Genomic DNA, 18,070 nt, shown 5'->3' with positions numbered 1-18,070 from the left:
CATAAGTTGCAGCTGGAACAATCCGTGAAAGTTCGAGCCTTGCTCGTCATCACCGGCGCAGGCATAGAGCAAGCTGCCCAGCGCCAGTAGCGACGTAAGCATCACCATCAGAGCGGACAGACGGTCGAGTACTAGAATGATGCCGAATGGCGGTTGCCAGTCGCCCAGGGCGTAATAGCGAATGGTATCGTCGGTGCTTTCGATGACCAGCAAGATCCCCACTACTACCAGTGCGATCGTGGAGATCACGTTGGCTGTGCGGCGTAAGGTTAGCGCGCCGCCGCGATGGATCAGTAATGCCACTCCAGTGAGCAGCGGCAACAGAACCGGCAGAATGATCAAGTGCTGCATCAGGATTTGTCCTCCCGCGGTTCGTCGACACGGTTGCCGTTGACGTGATCGCTGCCCACGTCACCGCGCACGCGCATGGCGAGGATTACCGAGAAGGCGGTCATGGCGAAGCCGATGACGATGGCGGTAAGCACCAATGCCTGCGGTAGCGGATCGGCATAATGACCGGCGCTATCGCTGATCACGGCCGCACCGTCGGTAGTCAGTCCTCCGGTGGAGAACAAGAACAGGTTGACGGCATAGGACAATAACGTCAGGCCGACGACCACGGGAAAGGTGCGTCCGCGTAGCGCCAGGTACAGTCCGCTGGCGGCCAAGATCCCCGTGGTGGTCGCGAATAGCGCTTCCATCACGCTTTCTCCTTCTGCTTGGAGGGGCGGTGCGAGGTGGTCACCTTGCCCAGATTGGCAAGGATCATCAGCGTGGCACCGACCACGGTAAGATAGACACCGAGATCGAACAGCATGGCCGTGGCCAGCTCCACGTCACCGATCAGCGGGATGTGGAAGTGGCCGAAGGCCGAGGTCAGGAACGGATACCCGAAGATCCAGCTGCCGACACCGGTCAGCGCGGCGATGGCGACACCGGCGACGGCGATTGGCTGATACTGGAACGACAAGCGTTGCTGGGCCCATTCGACCCCATGGGCGATATACATCAAGATCAGCGCCACCGCCGTCACCAGCCCCGCGATGAAGCCACCGCCCGGCGCGTTGTGGCCGCGCAGGAAGATGAAGACCGAGACCAGAAAGGCCATGGGCAGCAGCGACTGGGAAACCGAGGCCAGGATCATCGGATAGCGATCTGGTGACCAAGGGCGTCCTTCGCTATCGCTGGAGGGCATGAACAGGCGCAAGCGATTGAGTAGCTTGTAAATGCCGATCCCTGCGATGCATAGCACTGTGATTTCGCCCAGAGTATCGAACCCACGGAAGTCGACCAGAATCACATTGACCACGTTATGCCCGCCGCCGCCGGACACGCTGTGCTCGAGGAAATAGTCGGAAATCGAGTTCAAGGGGCGTGTCAGCAGGGCATAGTTGAGACTCGCTACCACGCCGCCGAAGCCCGCTGCCAGCAGGACATCGCGTACGATACGCGATGCACTCGACTCTTTGGGCGTTTTCTGCGGCAGGAAGAATAGCGCCAGCATCAAGAGAATCACCGTAACCACCTCGACCGCCAACTGAGTCAATGCCAGGTCGGGGGCCGAGAAGCGCGCGAAGATCAGCGATGCCATCAACCCGACCACCGAGAGCATGATCAGTGAAATCAGGCGGCGGCGATGCAAGAAAGCCGTCGCCAGTCCGGCGAAGCAGGTGATTACGGCACCGACGATGAGTAAGGGATCGGCCTCCTGAACGCCCAACTCGCCTTTCAAGGCCTCGATTCCCATCAAGCTCATGCCAGACACGACCAGGGCGCTGATCACCACCCACAGCATGTAGCGCTGCAGCGAACCGTTTTCGAGGGTATCGATGGCCCACTGAGTGAAGCCCACCAGGCGCTGAACGGCGCCCTCGAAGATTGCCAGCGAGTCGCGCGCCGGGAATTGGCGGTGGAAGGTGAACAGATGCTGGCGCAGCACATACACTATGAGACCGCCGGTCAGGGCGATCGCGCTCATCAGCAAGGGCAGATTGAAACCGTGCCAGATGCTGAGGTGAAGCTCGGGGGCGGGTATCGTCAAGGACGCATCGGCGGCGGCCGTCAATAGCCCCGTGGCGGTGAAGGCGGGGAAAAGCCCGATGATGATGCACATGATCGCCAGTACCAGAACGGGCAGGCGCAAGGGAAACGGTGCTTCGTGTGGCGTCTTTTCCAGCTCGCGCGGCCTATTACCGCCGAAGAAAGTATTGCGCACGTAGCGTAGCGAATAGGCGGCGGCCAGGATGCTCCCGATAGTGGCCAAAGCGGGGATCAGCCACGCCAGGCCGCCGAGAAGCGGCGTCTCAAGCGTCTCGGCAAGCATCATCTCCTTGGAGAGAAAGCCATTGAGCAAGGGAAAACCGGCCATAGAGGCCGCGGTGATGGTGGCCAGCACCGTGGTCATCGGCATATAGCGCCACAAGCCCTTGAGCTTGCGAATATCCCGCGTGCCGCACTCATGGTCGACGATGCCAGCGGTCATGAACAGTGCCGCTTTGAAAGTCGCGTGATTGAGAATATGGAAAAGGCCGGCGACCACTGCCATCTGGCTGTTGAGGCCGAACAGCATGGTAATCAGCCCCAGATGGCTGACCGTCGAATACGCCAGAATCGTCTTGAGGTCGAGCTTGATCAGCGCGAAATAGGCGCCGAACAGCATGGTCACCAACCCGGTCAGACTGACCAGGTACAGCCACTCTTGCGATCCGGCCAGCGCCGGATGCATGCGGGCCAGCAGGAATACCCCGGCCTTGACCATGGTCGCCGAGTGCAGGAAGGCCGACACCGGCGTCGGCGCGGCCATGGCCTGGGGAAGCCAGAACTGGAACGGAAACTGCGCCGACTTGGTGAACGCGCCAAGCAGAACCAACAGCAGCGCTGGCAGATAACGTGGATCCGCGAGGATGACATCGCGGCTGTCGAGCACTGTCTGCATGTCGAAGCTGCCGACGATCTGGCCGATCAGAATAAAGCCAGCAAGCAGTGCCAGCCCTCCCATGCCGGTGACGGCCAGCGCCATGCGAGCGCCCTTGCGTGCGGCTGACTGATGGCTCCAGAAGCCTATCAGCAAGAATGACGACAGACTGGTCAACTCCCAGAACATCCATAGCAGGATAAGGTTGTCGGCCATCACGATGCCCAGCATCGAGGTCATGAAGAGCATCAAATACGCATAGAAGCGCGGCATGTTGTCCGCTGCGGACAAATAGTGACGCGCATAGAGGATGATCAGCAGTCCGATTCCCAGGATCAGCAGCACGAACAATAGTGAGAGGCCATCGAGGCGGAAGGCGAGATCCAGGCCCAAGGCTGGCACCCATGAGAAGGCCATGCGTGGAACCTCGCCGACGAGCACGCCGGGCGTCTCGCGTAATGTGACCAGCAGTGCAATGAATGGCATCGCGGCGGTCAACAAGGCGCATCGATGGCGTCGCTGGTTCGAACTCAGCAATGGCAGAAGACTGCCGAGCAGCGGCAACAGCACGATCAGTAGCAATGACATGCAACTTGCTCTTGTCGTTTAACGTTTGAGGGTACCCGCGACCTTCCGGGCGGAGGTTCGGATACGCGTATAGACGGCGGCAGCGCGAACGTCAGTCGCGCACGACGGGAGGGTCCGTCAGATAAGGGCGTCTAATACCTCGGGGTGCCAGCATCCAGGCAGGGGTGCGGTCGGTTGCATCGCCGGTTGGCATGAGTGACAGACGATGGGCACCGTAATGGCAGGGCATGCGCAGCGGCAGGCAGCCGGGCAGGGAGTGTCCTGTCATGGTGTCTCTCCTCCTTCGGAACGCTTCGGCGCGAAGCTGTGTGGACAGCGGCTTTTATTGATTGATGATTTGCTGCGTCGGGCGCCAAAACGGGATGGTTGATCGAATGTACCATGTCCCTTCCTGGCCTCGCCATAGCCTGGACGGCGAAAGATGCAGCGGTGCATGTTTTTCAGAGCATAGGGACTCTGGTGGCGGCGGCGTCGCCTAGGTAGCATGATCGTCTCCGACAGCCGTGCCTGTCGGCCGGGTTCGGCCCGCGTTTGGCCTCAGCGTCGTCATTGACAAGGATCGATATATGAAACGACCCATTTGCAGTCTCGTATTGGGGCTTTTCCTGGCGGGATGCCAAGGTACGGCGACCAGCGATACGACGGCCTCTTCGGCCCGGGTCGATAGCGCGCCGAAGAAGGTTCCCAGTGCCGGCGTAGCTAAGGCCTCGGGCGACGAAAAAGCGTCGCCCCGGGATTTCACTGCCTGGGTGGAGGACTATCGAGCGTATGCGGCGAAGCAGGGGATTGACGCCGTGACGCTGGCGGCGGCCTTCGACGATGTCCGCTTTCAGCCGCGCATCGTTGAGCTCGACCGTTCGCAACCGGAGTTCTCCCGGCCTGTATGGGCGTATCTGGACACGGCGGTCTCCGATCAGCGCGTCCGCCAGGGGCGTGCGAAACTCGACAACCACCGCGATGCCGCGATGCATGCGGAGAATCGCTACGCGGTGCCGGCCGAGATATTGACGGCGATTTGGGGCGTGGAAAGCAACTATGGCAGCTACTTTGGCCACTTTTCGACCATCGATGCGCTGGCCACGCTGGGGTTCGAAGGACGGCGCCAGGACTTCGCCCGTCGCGAATTGCTTGCGGCCTTGAAGATTCTGCAAAACGGCGATATCGACCGCGAGCACATGCGTGGCTCGTGGGCGGGTGCCATGGGGCACACGCAATTCTTGCCGTCGAGTTTCCTCTCTTATGCCGTTGACGCCGATGGGGATGACCGGCGTGATATTTGGGGTAGCGTGGACGACGTTATGGCCTCGACCGCCTATTACCTCGAGCAAGCCGGTTGGCGAGCCGGGCAACCTTGGGGGGTGGAAGTCACGCTGCCCGATGACTTCGATTACGCTCAGAGCGAGCTCTCGGTGCGTCACTCCAGCGATGAATGGCGCTCGCAAGGCGTGCGTGCACGCGGTGATGCGTGGCCGTCGTTCGACGAAGCCTCGGTGATTGCCCCGGCGGGCGCACGCGGCCCAGCGTTTATGGTGGGCTTCAACTTTCGAGTCATCATGCGCTATAACGCCTCTACCAGTTACGCCTTGGCTGTCGCGATGCTGGCAGAACGTATTGCAGGTGGTGACGGTATTCAGGGCGACTGGCCGCGCGATCTCGAACCGCTGTCGCGCACTCAGATCAAGGAAATGCAGCGTCGACTCAACGCGCTGGGCTTTTCCACCGGCGGAGCGCCTGATGGCATTGTGGGCCCCAATACGCGGGGCGGTTTACGCGAATTCCAGCGTAGCCACGGCATGACGCCGGATGGCTTCCCTACGCATGCCTTGCTCGACAGGCTGCGCGACACCGAAAAGCGGTGAACGCGCCGTGGCTTGTCGCGTTGGCCACTAGGAAGAGTGGTGCGAGGGTGTCGTACTGGCGTGTTGGGCAGAGCGGCGTTAGAAAAGCCGCGCAAGCAGTGCGGTCACGGCGGTTTCGACGCGCAGGATGCGCTCCCCTAGATGCACGCCTTCGAAGCCGAGGGCCTCGAACCGCTCGACTTCGTAAGGCACGAAGCCGCCTTCGGGGCCGATGGCCAACGTGACGGGTTCATCGAGGCTGCGCGGGCAGATAGTGGTCATACCGGGATGCGCGATCAACGCGCGATGCCCACTCAACTGCGTGGGCAGTCGATCCTCGACGAAGGGTTTGAAACGTGGCTCGAATGTCACACATGGCAGATGCGTGTCGCGTGCTTGCTCGAGTCCGAGGATGAGATGATGGCGGATCTTCTCGGGGGTCAGTTCCGGCGACTGCCAGTAGCTTTTTTCGACGCGTCGAGTATGCAGCAGGGTAAGCTGTTTCACCCCGAGCGTGGTGACATGCTCGAGCGTGCGGGCCAGCATGCGTGGACGCGGCAGCGCCAGCAGCAGGTGAACCGGCAGCGGCGCAGGGGGCTCGCGATCCAGGGTCACCGTGAAGGTGGCGCCCGTGTCATCCAGCGATTGTAGCCGCCCATGCCCCAGCGCGCCGCCCACCAGACCCACACTCAGCTCGTCGCCGGGCACGGCGCGATGTATGTCGCGCAGGTGGCGTAGGCGTACGGGATCGCTCAGGTGCATGCGTTGGGCATCGAGGCGGTCGTTGTCGTCGAAGAGGATGAGGTTCATGGAAGCTCCGCGAATGGCGCGCTTAGTCTACTACCATGCCCGCTTGCTGTCGTGGGTGGCTTGCGCTGCTTCAATGTCGGTGCACAATGACTTGAAAGTCTCATTGAAGACGGTGTGATACGCGAAATTCAGATGCGGAACGGCGATATGCCGGAACGCTGACACCTTGCTCTGTCGTGGCGCACGCTTTCTGCCATAATAGTTCGATCTTTTTCGTCATAGCTCCATAAGGTCTTATCCAGATGAAGGTTTTGATCATCGGCGGCGGTGGCCGCGAGCACGCACTCGCCTGGAAGGCGGCTCAATCCCCACGGGTCGATGCCGTCTTCGTGGCGCCGGGTAACGCCGGCACGGCGCGCGAGTCGAAACTCACCAACGTGGATATCGCCGCCACCGACCTGCCGGGGCTGGAGAATTTCGCCCGCGACAATGGCGTGGAGCTGACCATCGTTGGTCCAGAAGCGCCGCTGGTCGAAGGTGTCGTTGACCGTTTTCAAGCGGCGGGGTTGGCTGTCTTCGGCCCCACTCAGGCTGCTGCTCAGTTGGAGGGCTCCAAGGCGTTCGCCAAGGACTTTCTGGCCCGACATGCGATTCCCACTGCCGCCTATGCCACCTTCACCGATATCGAACCGGCACTGTCCTACGTCCGCGAACAGGGGGCGCCGATCGTCATCAAAGCCGATGGTCTCGCCGCCGGCAAAGGGGTGATCGTAGCCATGACGCTGGAGGAGGCGGACACGGCGGTGCGCGACATTCTCGCTGGCAATGCCTTCGGCGATGCCGGTGCTCGGGTGGTGGTCGAAGAGTTTCTACAAGGCGAGGAAGCCAGCTTCATCGTCATGGTGGATGGTGAGCACGTGTTGCCCATGGCCACCAGCCAGGACCATAAGCGTGCCGGCGATGGCGATACTGGCCCCAACACGGGAGGCATGGGCGCCTATTCGCCGGCGCCTGTGGTGACTCCGGCGGTCGAGCAGCGCATCATGGATGAGATCGTTCTACCCACCGTGCGCGGCATGGCAGCCGAAGGGCGCCCCTATACCGGCTTCCTGTACGCTGGGTTGATGATCTCGCCGCAAGGTGCGCCCAAGGTGATCGAATACAACTGCCGCTTCGGCGACCCGGAAACCCAACCCATTCTGCTGCGCTTGAAGTCGGATCTAGTGGCGCTGTGCCTGGCGGCGACACAAGGGCAGCTCGTGGCTCAGCAATGCGATTGGGACACGCGCGCGGCGGTGGGTGTGGTCATGGCGGCCGGCGGTTATCCCGACGCCTACCGCAAGGGCGATGTCATTGAAGGGCTGGACGGCGCCGAGGCCGTGGGCTGCAAGGTGTTTCACGCCGGCACCGCCTTGCGCGACGATGGTCGGGTCGTGACCAGCGGTGGCCGCGTGCTATGTGTGACGGCCCTGGGGGCACGCGTCACGGTGGCGCGCGAGCATGCCTACGAAGGCGTGGCGTCGATCGACTGGCAAGAGGCGTTGTACCGCCGTGACATCGCCCATCGTGCGGTGGCCCGGGAGCGCGACGCCGGCGCATGAGACGTTCGGCATGCCGCTCTACCAACGATAAGCGACGAGCAGGGTAACGCGACATGGAAGCTGTACGATCGAGCAGTGTCGAGCGCGCGGTGAGTATGTGCCGTGTGTCGAGAATTACGCGAGCCAGAGAGATGCGTCATGTCGCGTGAATATCCGATCATTGCGGTGACCGGTTCCTCAGGGGCCGGCACCACGACCGTCAAGCGGACGTTCGAGCGCATGTTCGCGCGTGAGGACATTCACGCGGCGTTTGTCGACGGTGATGCCTTTCATCGCTACACGCGCGATGAGCTGGCGCGCATCTTCGAGGAGGAGCCCAGCCGCAAATCCGAACTTTCGCATTTTGCGGTGGATGCCAATCTGCTCGATCGCCTCGAGGGCCTGTTTCAGGAATACGGCGATCTGGGCATGGGCATGCATCGTCATTACATCCATGCCGAAGACAAGCAGTATATCGAGGCTGGGTATCAGGTGGGCACGTTCACCGAGTGGGAGCCAGTGCCTGGTGGCACTGACCTCTTATTCTACGAAGGCCTGCATGGTGGGCTGGTGACGCATGAATACGATATCGCCAAGCATGTCGATCTGCTGGTCGGGGTCGCGCCGACGATGAATCTCGAGTGGATCCAGAAGATTCATCGCGACACCAATCTGCGTGGCCATTCCCAAGAGTCGGTGATCGATACCATTCTGGGACGCATGCACGATTATGTGCGTTATATTCAGCCGCAGTTCTCGCGTAGTCACATCAACTTTCAGCGTGTGCCGACGGTGGATACGTCCAACCCCTTCGAGGTGCAGGATATTCCCACCGATGCCGAGTCCATGGTGGTGATTCGCTTTCGCGACCCGCATTCGGTGGATTTTCCGTATCTACTGACCATGATTCGCGACTCTTTCATGACACGTCCGCATACTCTGGTCGTGCCGGGCGCGCGCATGTCGCTAGCCATGGATTTGATCCTGGCGCCGTTGGTGACGCAGTTATTGGATCAGCGCCGCTTTCGTTGAGTATTTTGCAAGCGAGGCCCGGACGGCTATTTTTACATCGACGCGAAGAGGAAGGGTCATGGATTGTCTGTTCTGCAAGATGGTGAATCGCGATATCGAGCCCGATATCGTCTACGAGGACGATCATGTGGTGGCGTTCAACGACATCAATCCCCAGGCGCCCACGCATGTGTTGATCATCCCCAAGAAGCACATCGCTACGCTCAACGACATCGAAGAGAGCGATCTGGCGTTGATCGGGCGGCTACAGCATACCGCCGCACGTCTGGCGCAGGATCTCGGTTTTGCCGAGGACGGTTATCGCGTAGTGATGAATTGCAATGACCATGGCGGCCAGTCGGTCTATCATGTGCATATGCATTTGATGGGCGGTCGTCGCTTCACTTGGCCAGCGGGCTGACCGTAACGCGCCAGCATATTGCGCGTTTCTCCCAGCGATGGACGCATTGATGCTGCCGGGCCACTCGCTCCTCGAGTGGCCCGGTTTCACGATGGTCGCGCTTTTTATACTCCGCTTCGTTGCATGGAGACTCCTACATGTCCCGCCAGCTTTCCCGCACCGATAACTTGATCCAGCAGTTCGATACCATCCTGCGCACGCTAGTGCCGCACGCCGCCGGTGCCTCACGCGCCAACCCCGCCGTGGGCACGCAGGACGCCGAAATGACCGACGCCGAGCGTCGCCATGCTGCGGGGCTGATGCGTATCAATCATACCGGCGAGGTGTGCGCCCAGGCGCTCTATCAGGGGCAGGGGGCAACCGCCAAGCTGCACGAGACACGTGATCAAATGGAGCAGGCGGCGGCCGAGGAAATCGATCACCTTGCCTGGTGTGATGAACGCTTGTGCGAGCTCGATGGCCGGACAAGCTATCTCAATCCGGCGTTCTATGCGGCGTCTTTCGGTATGGGCGCGTTGGCCGGCAAGCTGGGCGATAACATTAGCTTGGGCTTCGTCGCCGCCACCGAAGAACAGGTCGGCCGGCACCTCGACGATCATATGCACAAGCTGCCGTATGGCGACAGGCGCTCGCGGGCAGTGCTCGAGCAGATGCGCACCGACGAAGCGCATCACGAACGTTGGGCGCTGGAGGCGGGCGGCTCACGTTTCCCGGCCCCTTTCAAGCTGGGCATGAGGGTGATGTCGCAGGTGATGACCAAGTCCGTCTATACGCTGTAAGCGCCCCTGCGAGACGAGCTGGAAGCCGGAAACTGAAAGTAACTCCAAAAGCAGAACCCCCACCTCGATCTAGCCGAAGTGGGGGTCGCTTTTTCTTCAAGCTTCGAGCTTACGGCTCCACCGTCCCGCAGCGGATCAGTCGAGGTTGCGGGAGTAGAAGATTTCCAGCATCTCCTTGCGTAGCCGGTCCTCGATATCGCGGGCTTCCTCGAAGGTCAGGTCGCGACGCGTGCTGCCGAACAGATAATTGTCGAGCTCGAAGTCCTTCAGCAACATCTTGGTGTGGAACATGTTTTCCTGATAGACGTTGACGTCGACCATCTGATAAGCGCGCTTGGTGTCTTCCGCCAGGTAGTCCTGAATGGAGGTGATGTCGTGGTCGATGAACAACTTGCGGCCGTCGACGTCGCGCGTGAAACCGCGCACTCGATAATCCGTGGTCACGATGTCTGAATCGAAACTGTGGATGAGGTAGTTCAGCGCCTTGAGGGGACTGATCATGCCGCAGGTGGAGACGTCGATGTCCAGGCGAAAGGTGCTGATGCCGTTGTCTGGATGCGATTCCGGATAGGTATGCACCGTGACATGGCTCTTGTCGAGGTGCCCGAGTACAGTTTCGGGCAACGGCCCCGGGCCCGGCTCGATATGCTCGGGATCGTGCTCATCGAGTTCATGTTCGGCGATGAGAATGGTCACGCTGGCACCGTGCGGCTCGTAATCCTGGCGCGAGATATTGAGCACGCTAGCACCGATGATATTGGTGACATCCTTGAGGATCTGCGTCAGGCGTTCGGCGTTGTAAAGCTCGTCGATGTAATCGATGTAAGCCTTGCGCTGGTCTTCCGTCTTGGCATAGCAGATGTCATAGATATTGAAACTCAGCGAGCTGGTCAGGTTGTTGAACCCGTGGAGTCGGAGATTATCGGTCACGTCCGAGCCTCCCAATTGGCAGGTTGGTACTGAACCCGACGAACAGGCGCCGGAACCCGAGCAGATGCGTATACAGGAAGGCGCGTATTATGCACATCCACCGTGACCGGCGCATCTGTCGATTGCAAAATCTTCCACGCCGCCATGCTCACCACTTCGCCATGCACGAGCTGCACAGGGCGCTTCATGCCTCAACGTCGGCGATCTCGTAGGAGTGCGTCATCTCGACGCCGCCGCGCGCGAGCATGATGGACGCGCTGCAGTACTTGTCGGCGGAGAGCTCCACCGCGCGCTTGACCTGGGCCTCCTTGAGGCCGTGGCCGGTCACCGTGAAATGCACGTGAATCTTGGTGAATACTGCTGGGGTGCCCTCGGCACGTTCGGCCTCGACGCTTGCCACGCAGTCGGTCACCGGCGCGCGGGACTTGTCGAGAATCTGCATGACATCGAATGAGGTGCAGCCGCCCAGGCCCATGAGCATCATTTCCATGGGGCGTGCACCGGTGTTGCGGCCGCCGTGCTCGGGATTGCCATCGAGCACCACGCTATGGCCGCTGCCGGCCTCGGCGATGAACTGGCGACCGTCGGTCCACTTGATGCTGGCTTTCATGGGCTGGGGTTCCTTATCTGTCTGCGTGTGCCGCGCGCCTGGGGCGTGGCTTGGAAATGTTGCATGGTAACGGGAGAGGCGTATCCGTGTCGCCTGTCGCCGTACAGGGCGTTCTTTCAATATGGGGATGTCCGTGGCCGATCTCAAATGTCGCGCAGGTGGGCGTCCAGCGCCTCGAGGCGCTCGGGAGTGCCAATATCCACCCAGCTGCCGCGATGATGAGTGCCGCCGACACGTCCCGTTGTGATCGCCTCACGGAGCAGGGGCGCCAGCTTGGCGGGGGCATCGTCAGGCAGTGAGGCGACGAGCGAGGGGGCGAGTATCGCCAGTCCCGCGTAGGTCAGTCGGGGCGTGCCTTCGAGCCGTACGCGTCCCGTGTCGTCGAGGGCGAAGTCACCTTGGGTGTGGTGGTCGGGGTTATCGACCAGCACTAGATGGGCAAGGTCGTCCCTCAGTTCGGGCAACGCCTCCAGCGCGACATCGCTCCAGACGTCGCCGTTGATGAGTAGAAAGGGCGCGTCTTCCAGCAAGGGCAGTGCGTGGCGAATGCCGCCTGCCGTCTCGAGGGGCGTCGTCTCGTGACTGAAGGTGAGCGATACGCCGAAGCGTCGGCCGTCGCCGAGTGCCTCGACGATCTGCTCGGCGCGGTAGCTGACATTGATCACGATATCGGTGATGCCCGTCGCCGCTAGACGCTCCAGGTGGTGCACGATCAACGGTTTTCCGGCGACTGGCAGCAGTGGCTTGGGGCAACGATCGGTGAGGGGACGCATCCGTGTCCCCAGGCCGGCAGCGAGGATCATGGCCTTCATGAAATGCACTCCTCCAGGGAATGAGCGATGCCCCGGCGGTCGAGTTCGCGGCACAGCGCAGGGGTGAAGGTGGTATCCACCCAGCTGAGGAATTCAGCGTGCGCGGGGAGCGCCTTAAGCCCTTGTCGCAAATGCGCCAGGAAGTGCGGCAGGCGTTCCAGATAGTGCGGTTTGGCATCACGAAGCGTCAGGCGACAGAAAATCCCCAGCACCTTGAGTGAACGCTGCACGCCCATGGCCTCGACCTGGCGATGAAAGATGTCGGCGTCGATGGGCGGCAGGCGTCCATCCTCCAGCGCCCGTTGGTGGAAGCTCTCGATGAAGTCGGCCATGCGCGCCTGTGGCCATAGGCGATAGCGCCCGCGTAGTAGCGATACCAGGTCGTAGCTGATCGGTCCCTTGACGGCGTCCTGGAAGTCGATGAGCCACAGTGCGTCTTCGTGAAACATCAGGTTCATGGCATCGAAGTCGCGGTGGACGGCGACCCGGGGCTGAGCGAGGGCGTTGTCGATGAGTGACTCGTGCAGGGCGGGCCAACTGGGCGGTACGGGAAGATCGAGCAGCTCCGTGAGACACCAGTCGGGGAACAGGTTCAGTTCACGCGCCAGCAGGGTGCGGTCGTACTCGGGCAGGTCGTCGCAGGGCGCCTGGCGCTGCAGGCATTCCAGCAGATGCAGGGCACGTTCGAACCAAGCATGGGCATCGGCATCGTTTCCCAAGTGGTGATGCATGACGTCGTCGCCCAGATCCTCGAGCTCGACGAAGCCGGCCTCGAGGTCGACGCCATACAGGGCAGGCACCGGTAGCCGGGCCGCGCGCCAGGCACGGGCGATATCCACGAACGTTTGGCTGTTCTCGTGCTCGGGCGGGGCATCCATCATTACGCGCTGGGTCCCATCGGGCAGGCGGAAACGGTAATAATGGCGGAAGCTGGCATCACCGGCGACGTCCTCCAGCGGGCAGGCGTCGAAGGGCAGATCGTGTTGCCGGGCGATCCAGCGTTGAAGGGTCTCCGCGCGCTCGTTCATGCGGGCTCCTCGTGGGTTGCGTGTTGACGGGCCTGGTTCGCCGCCGCATGCTGGGCGTCGATTCCCTGGCGCGTCCTTCATTCGTCGCGCATCGCCGACGCTCATGGCGCCGCGTGATATGTCTGCGTGGCTGCGCTTGGTGTGTCTTCGCGAGGCAGACGCACGCGACAGGGGCTGTATAATACCGATTCCACTCGGCAAGGACACAGAGGACCATGGGCAAGCGATTCTTCTGGACTGCCCTCTCAGGCTTGATGACCGCTGCTGCCCACGCAGCGCCTCCTGCTCCCCTGCCTGCGCAGCAGCTGGACTGGCAGCCTTGGGGCGATAGCGCGCCGCAAGGCGCGTTGTGTAGCGGACGTTACGTCGAGCCGGGCTATCAGCTGCCTGCCGGCGAGACACCGCGGCAGATCCGTACCGATTCCGCTGACGCGGCCTATGGCGACGATGGCGGCACCATGCTGTCCGGCGAGGTGGCGCTGCGGCGTGGCGATACTCAGCTCGAAGCGCCGCGCGTGCGTGTCAACGCCGAGCGCGATCGTGCCTTCGCCGAGGGGCCGACGGCAGTTCGCAATCCAGGACTGCTGGTGCGCGGCGGCGATGCCAGCATGGCGCTGGATAGTGACGCCGCACAAATCGACGATGCGCACTATGTCGTCCACGATCAGCGCTTGCGTGGCGACGCCGTCGAGCTGCAACGCCTGGCCGATGGTCGTTATCGTCTCGACGATGCCAGCTTCACCACCTGTGAGCCAGGCAGCCGCCTGTGGCGCATGGTGGGTAGCGACGTGACTCTGGATCGTGAAGAGGGCTTCGGTACCGCGACCAATGCACGCCTGGAGATGGGCAACGTGCCGGTATTCTACTGGCCATGGGTGCGCTTTCCCATCGATGACCGTCGGCAGAGCGGCTTTCTATGGCCGACGCTCGGTTTTTCGAGCGATGGGCTCGACTATACCCAGCCCTACTACCTCAACTTGGCGCCCAATTACGATGCCACCTTGTCACCGCGCTGGATGAGCGAGCATGGCGCCATGCTGGGCGGTGAGTTCCGTTACTTGTTCGGTAGCGATCAGGGAACGGTCGAAGGCGCCTACCTGGCCAGCGATCGGGGTGGCGCAAGCGACAACCCTAACGATCCCGATGACGCCTTCGAAGACGAAGCGCGTTGGTACATCGATTATCAGCATGCGGGACGCTTCTCGTCGCAGCTGGACTATCAACTGGCGTATGGTGCGGCAAGCGACGGGCGTTACTTCGATGATTTCGGGCGTAATTTCGCCGAGCAGGACACCGATCACTTGGATCGTTTGGCGCGCATGACCTATCGCGGCGATACCTGGCACCTCGATGCGCGTGCTCAAGGGTATCAAAAGCTCGACTACCCGCTCGATGAGGACGACAAGCCGTTCTATCGGCTGCCCAGCCTGAGCGCCGATGCCCGCTGGAGCCAGGACAACGGCTTCTATCAGGAGTGGAATTCCAACGCGACCTACTTCTGGCGCAACCTCCACGGTGTCGATAGTCAAGGGCGCTGGACGGATGAGGAAACCGGCAATCGGCACAAAATTAAAGAGCGCGAAGCCGCCAATGGCTCGCGCGTGCACCTGACGCCGGCGCTGGGATGGCGTGCCGAACCCAGTTGGGGCTTTCTCGAGCCGCGTGCGCAGCTCTGGCAGTCGAGCTACCAACTCGATTACGGCAACCGGCAGACCGACCGTGACGAAGATCCTTCCCTGGTGGCGCCGGTGCTGTCGATGGATTCAGGGCTGATCTTCGAGCGCGACACCACGTTGTTCGGCACCGATTGGCGCCAGACTTTGGAGCCCCGGCTCTACTACGCCTATGTGCCGGAGCGTGATCAGAGCGACTTCCCTGACTTCGACACCAGCGAGCGAGCTGTTTCCTGGGGACAACTGTGGTCGCCTTACCGTTTTTCCGGCGCTGACCGCCTGGGCGACGTCAACAAATTGTCCTACGGTTTCTCTACTCGCTTTTTGGAAGACGCGACTGGGCGCGAGCGTTTGTCGCTGTCGGTGGGGCAGAGCAGCTATTTCTCCAATCGCAACATCGACATGAACGGCGACCCCGATACCTTGCCGGATCGTGAGCGCAATTATCAGGACTGGTACAACGCCACGCGGGATCGCTCGCCGGTGATCACTGAGTTGGAGTGGCAGATGACCGAGCGCTGGCGTAGCCGCTATTCCTGGTTCTATGACCCCGATCGCAGCATGACCGAGAAGGCCTCGGCGTATCTGCAGTATCAGGATCCTGCCGGCCACGTATTGAATCTTGGCTACAACTGGCAACTCGAAGGGTTCCAGCCGCAGGACGATGAAGAAGATCGTCTGGGCTACAATCGCGAGGATTACGATGTCTCGTTCGCTTACAAGGCGACCTCGAGTCTGGATCTGATCGGTCGTTTCTTGTATGACAACACCAACGATCGCGCCCTGGAGCAATTGGCGGGCGTCCAGTTCAACGATTGTTGCTCCGCCGTACAACTCGTCTGGCGCGAGTGGGTCGAAGACAATGACACTGCCAATACCATCGAGGACGACTACACGGATCGCGGACTGTTCCTGCGCTTCGTGTTCAAGGGCTTGGGTGGCGTTGGCCAAGAAGCCGATAGTTACTTCGAAGAAGCCATCCCCGGTTATCGGGCGACGAGCTTCTAAACCACATTGGCATCTATTCACCGCCGGTTGAGGCACGCGCCGGCGACAAGACAGTAACGTAGAGAGGACTCCATGCGCTTGAGATCGTTCGCCTCCCTGGGCTTCATGCTGCTGATGGCGTTGACGCCACTGGTGGCGCTGGCACAGCCCCAGCCGCTGGACCGCATCGTGGCGGTCGTCAACAAGGATGCGATCATGCAGAGCCAGCTCGAGGATCGTGTCACCCAGGTGAGCAAGCAGATGGCCAGTCGCAATGTGCCCGTACCGGACAAGGAAGACCTGCGTCGCCAGGTGCTCGACCGCATGATCGTCGAGCAGATCCAGCTGCAGATGGCCGACCGCGCCAATGTGAGCATCGACGATACGCAGCTCAATGCTGCCGTGCGCGATATCGCCAAGAAAAATGACATGACGCTGGAGGAGTTCGCCAAATCGCTCGAGCAAGACGGCATGTCGTTGGCGGCGGTACGCGAACAAGTACGCCGCGAAATGCTGCTGCGCCAAGTACAACAGAGCCAGGTGGCCAGTCGCGTCAACATTACCGATCGCGAAGTGGATCGCCAGCTCGAACAGCAGGCTGGCCAGGGCAGCCAGGGCAGCCAGGGCAGCCAGGGCGAACAACAGATGGTGGTCACCGAGAACCAGGTGCGTCATATCCTGGTCGGTACCAACCCGAATCGTAACGACGAGCAGGCCGAGGCATTGGCCAAGGACATTCGTCAACGGATCGCGGGGGGCGAGAGCTTTGCCGAGCTGGCGCAGCAGTATAGCGATGATGACGGCAGCGCCCTCGATGGCGGCGAATTGGGCTGGGTGCGTCCCGGCCAGATGGTGCCGGCGTTCGAGGATGCCGTGAACGGCATGGATGTCGGCGAGTTGTCTCAGCCGGTGCGTTCGCGCTTCGGTTACCATGTGATCGAGCTCGAAGATCGTCGTCAGAAGGACGTGACCCGTGATGCTCAGCGCGAACAGGTCCGTCAGACCCTGTTCCAGCGCAAGGTTAACGACGAACTCGAGGCCTGGACGCAAGAAATCCGCTCCGGCGCGTATATCGATAACCGCCTGGAAGACGGTCAGCAGTGATGACGTCTTCTCCGGTGCTGGCATTGACCACCGGCGAGCCGGCGGGGATCGGCCCGGACTTGACGCTGACGCTGGCGGCGGCCTGGCAGGATCACGAGACGCGCCTCGTCGCCATCGGCGATCCCGAATTGCTGGCCGAGCGCGCCGCGCGGCTGGCGCTGGCGGTGCGTATCGTCCCGTTGGCTGATGGTATGCCGGTACCTGCGCCGCGTGACGGTGTCTTGCCGGTATGGCCGGTGCGACTACGAGCTCCCACCGAGGCCGGTCGGCTCGACCCCGCCAACGCCGTCTATGTGCTTGAAACGCTGGATGTCGCTATCGCGGCTTGTCGTGATGGCCATGCCGATGCCATGGTCACCGCCCCCTTGCACAAGGGCGCGATCATCGAGGGCGGCTATCCCGGCTTTACCGGTCACACCGAATATCTTCGCGATGGCTGTGGTGTCGAGGAGGTGGTGATGCTGCTGGCCACCGAACGCACCGAGCCGCCCTTGCGCGTGGCGCTGGCGACGACGCATCTCCCTCTGCGCGCGGTGGCCGATGCCATCGATGCCGAGAGTTTACGTCGCGTGACAACGATTCTGGATGCGGATCTACGCCGCCACTTCGGCATTGCGCGGCCGCGTATTCTGGTTTGCGGTCTCAATCCGCATGCCGGCGAGGACGGCCACTTGGGTGTCGAAGAGCGTGATATCATCGCGCCGGCGCTGGCCGAGCTACGCCGCGAGGGGCTGGATCTCACCGGTCCCTTGCCCGCCGATACGTTGTTTACGCCGCATCATTTGAAGCATGCCGATGCCGTGCTTGCCATGTATCACGACCAAGGCTTGCCGGTACTGAAATACGCCGGTTTCGGCGAAGCCGCCAACGTGACGCTGGGGCTGCCGCTGATTCGCACCTCAGTCGATCATGGTACGGCGCTCGACTTGGCCGCGAGTGGCCAGGCCGACGCCGGTAGCTTGCGGGTGGCGCTCGACGTTGCCGCCAGGATGGCCCGTAGCGGCCGGCCATGTCGCTCTGAATGAATGCCCGATTGCCCCAAGGA

Annotated in this window: 16 protein-coding genes and 1 pseudogene; 8 read left to right on the top strand and 9 right to left on the bottom strand. The window is 61.5% G+C overall.

Going from position 1 to position 18,070, the window contains the following annotated elements; translation table 11 throughout:
* The 4 genes and pseudogenes from OP495_RS08560 to OP495_RS08545 all read right to left on the bottom strand — a co-directional run.
* A pseudogene (locus OP495_RS08560) lies at positions 1-351 on the bottom strand (monovalent cation/H+ antiporter subunit D); the annotation flags it as partial.
* The gene (locus tag OP495_RS08555) at positions 351-701 is read right to left on the bottom strand and encodes a Na+/H+ antiporter subunit C (RefSeq protein WP_280568563.1); all 351 of its coding nucleotides are present in this window, start codon (positions 699-701) and stop codon (positions 351-353) included. The pseudogene OP495_RS08560 and the gene OP495_RS08555, both read right to left, overlap by 1 nt.
* Positions 701-3,502, bottom strand: coding sequence for a monovalent cation/H+ antiporter subunit A (locus tag OP495_RS08550; protein WP_280568560.1), 2,802 nt, complete (start codon positions 3,500-3,502; stop codon positions 701-703). Before OP495_RS08550 ends, OP495_RS08555 begins: the two co-directional genes overlap by 1 nt.
* Before the next feature lie 91 nt (positions 3,503-3,593).
* The gene (locus OP495_RS08545; RefSeq protein WP_280563059.1) at positions 3,594-3,770 is read right to left on the bottom strand and encodes a hypothetical protein; all 177 of its coding nucleotides are present in this window, start codon (positions 3,768-3,770) and stop codon (positions 3,594-3,596) included.
* A gap of 298 nt (positions 3,771-4,068) precedes the next feature.
* On the opposite strand from OP495_RS08545, the gene OP495_RS08540 reads away from it, so the two are divergent.
* Positions 4,069-5,361 carry a lytic murein transglycosylase gene (locus OP495_RS08540; protein ID WP_280568557.1) on the top strand — a complete coding sequence of 431 codons (1,293 nt, stop codon included), beginning with the start codon at positions 4,069-4,071 and terminating at the stop codon, positions 5,359-5,361.
* A gap of 78 nt (positions 5,362-5,439) precedes the next feature.
* Here the strand turns inward: OP495_RS08540 and OP495_RS08535 are convergent, their stop codons facing one another.
* Positions 5,440-6,150 carry a 16S rRNA (uracil(1498)-N(3))-methyltransferase gene (locus OP495_RS08535; protein ID WP_280563062.1) on the bottom strand — a complete coding sequence of 237 codons (711 nt, stop codon included), beginning with the start codon at positions 6,148-6,150 and terminating at the stop codon, positions 5,440-5,442.
* A 242-nt stretch (positions 6,151-6,392) separates the two neighbouring features.
* Here OP495_RS08535 and purD point away from each other — a divergent pair, with 242 nt between their 5' ends.
* The 4 genes from purD (at position 6,393) to coq7 (ending at position 9,881) form a co-directional block, all read left to right on the top strand.
* Positions 6,393-7,691, top strand: coding sequence for a phosphoribosylamine--glycine ligase (purD, locus tag OP495_RS08530; protein WP_280563063.1), 1,299 nt, complete (start codon positions 6,393-6,395; stop codon positions 7,689-7,691).
* Positions 7,692-7,829: 138 nt separating this feature from the next.
* On the top strand, positions 7,830-8,702 hold the full coding sequence (locus OP495_RS08525; protein ID WP_280563064.1) for a phosphoribulokinase: 873 nt from the start codon (positions 7,830-7,832) through the stop codon (positions 8,700-8,702).
* Between the two features lie 58 nt (positions 8,703-8,760).
* A complete protein-coding gene (locus tag OP495_RS08520; RefSeq protein ID WP_280563066.1) occupies positions 8,761-9,102 on the top strand; it encodes a histidine triad nucleotide-binding protein in 342 nt (113 codons plus the stop codon).
* A gap of 137 nt (positions 9,103-9,239) precedes the next feature.
* Positions 9,240-9,881, top strand: coding sequence for a 2-polyprenyl-3-methyl-6-methoxy-1,4-benzoquinone monooxygenase (gene coq7, locus OP495_RS08515; protein ID WP_280568555.1), 642 nt, complete (start codon positions 9,240-9,242; stop codon positions 9,879-9,881).
* 135 nt (positions 9,882-10,016) lie between these two features.
* Here coq7 and speD read toward each other — a convergent pair whose 3' ends face one another.
* From speD to OP495_RS08495, 4 genes are all read right to left on the bottom strand, one after another.
* Positions 10,017-10,811, bottom strand: coding sequence for an adenosylmethionine decarboxylase (gene speD, locus OP495_RS08510; protein WP_280563069.1), 795 nt, complete (start codon positions 10,809-10,811; stop codon positions 10,017-10,019).
* A 184-nt stretch (positions 10,812-10,995) separates the two neighbouring features.
* The gene (locus OP495_RS08505; protein WP_280568553.1) at positions 10,996-11,421 is read right to left on the bottom strand and encodes an OsmC family protein; all 426 of its coding nucleotides are present in this window, start codon (positions 11,419-11,421) and stop codon (positions 10,996-10,998) included.
* Positions 11,422-11,564: 143 nt separating this feature from the next.
* Positions 11,565-12,233: an N-acetylmuramate alpha-1-phosphate uridylyltransferase MurU gene (gene murU / locus OP495_RS08500; protein ID WP_280568551.1), complete on the bottom strand. Its 669-nt coding sequence runs from the start codon at positions 12,231-12,233 to the stop codon at positions 11,565-11,567.
* Positions 12,230-13,261 (bottom strand): phosphotransferase, encoded by a 1,032-nt coding sequence (locus tag OP495_RS08495; protein ID WP_280563074.1) that lies wholly within the window; start codon positions 13,259-13,261, stop codon positions 12,230-12,232. Before OP495_RS08495 ends, murU begins: the two co-directional genes overlap by 4 nt.
* 215 nt (positions 13,262-13,476) lie before the next feature.
* On the opposite strand from OP495_RS08495, the gene OP495_RS08490 reads away from it, so the two are divergent.
* From OP495_RS08490 to pdxA, 3 genes are all read left to right on the top strand, one after another.
* Positions 13,477-15,942 carry an LPS-assembly protein LptD gene (locus OP495_RS08490; protein WP_280568548.1) on the top strand — a complete coding sequence of 822 codons (2,466 nt, stop codon included), beginning with the start codon at positions 13,477-13,479 and terminating at the stop codon, positions 15,940-15,942.
* A 72-nt stretch (positions 15,943-16,014) separates the two neighbouring features.
* The gene (locus tag OP495_RS08485; protein ID WP_280568546.1) at positions 16,015-17,025 is read left to right on the top strand and encodes a peptidylprolyl isomerase; all 1,011 of its coding nucleotides are present in this window, start codon (positions 16,015-16,017) and stop codon (positions 17,023-17,025) included.
* On the top strand, positions 17,025-18,050 hold the full coding sequence (gene pdxA / locus OP495_RS08480) for a 4-hydroxythreonine-4-phosphate dehydrogenase PdxA (RefSeq protein ID WP_280568540.1): 1,026 nt from the start codon (positions 17,025-17,027) through the stop codon (positions 18,048-18,050). The genes OP495_RS08485 and pdxA overlap by 1 nt, the downstream gene beginning before the upstream one ends.
* Positions 18,051-18,070: the final 20 nt, after the last annotated feature.

Source organism: Chromohalobacter sp. 296-RDG (genome assembly GCF_029889885.1).
In the GTDB taxonomy this organism is placed as follows: Bacteria; Pseudomonadota; Gammaproteobacteria; order Pseudomonadales; family Halomonadaceae; genus Chromohalobacter.
Note: the sequence above shows the minus strand (reverse complement) of the source record. Positions and strands in the feature narration are given on the sequence as shown.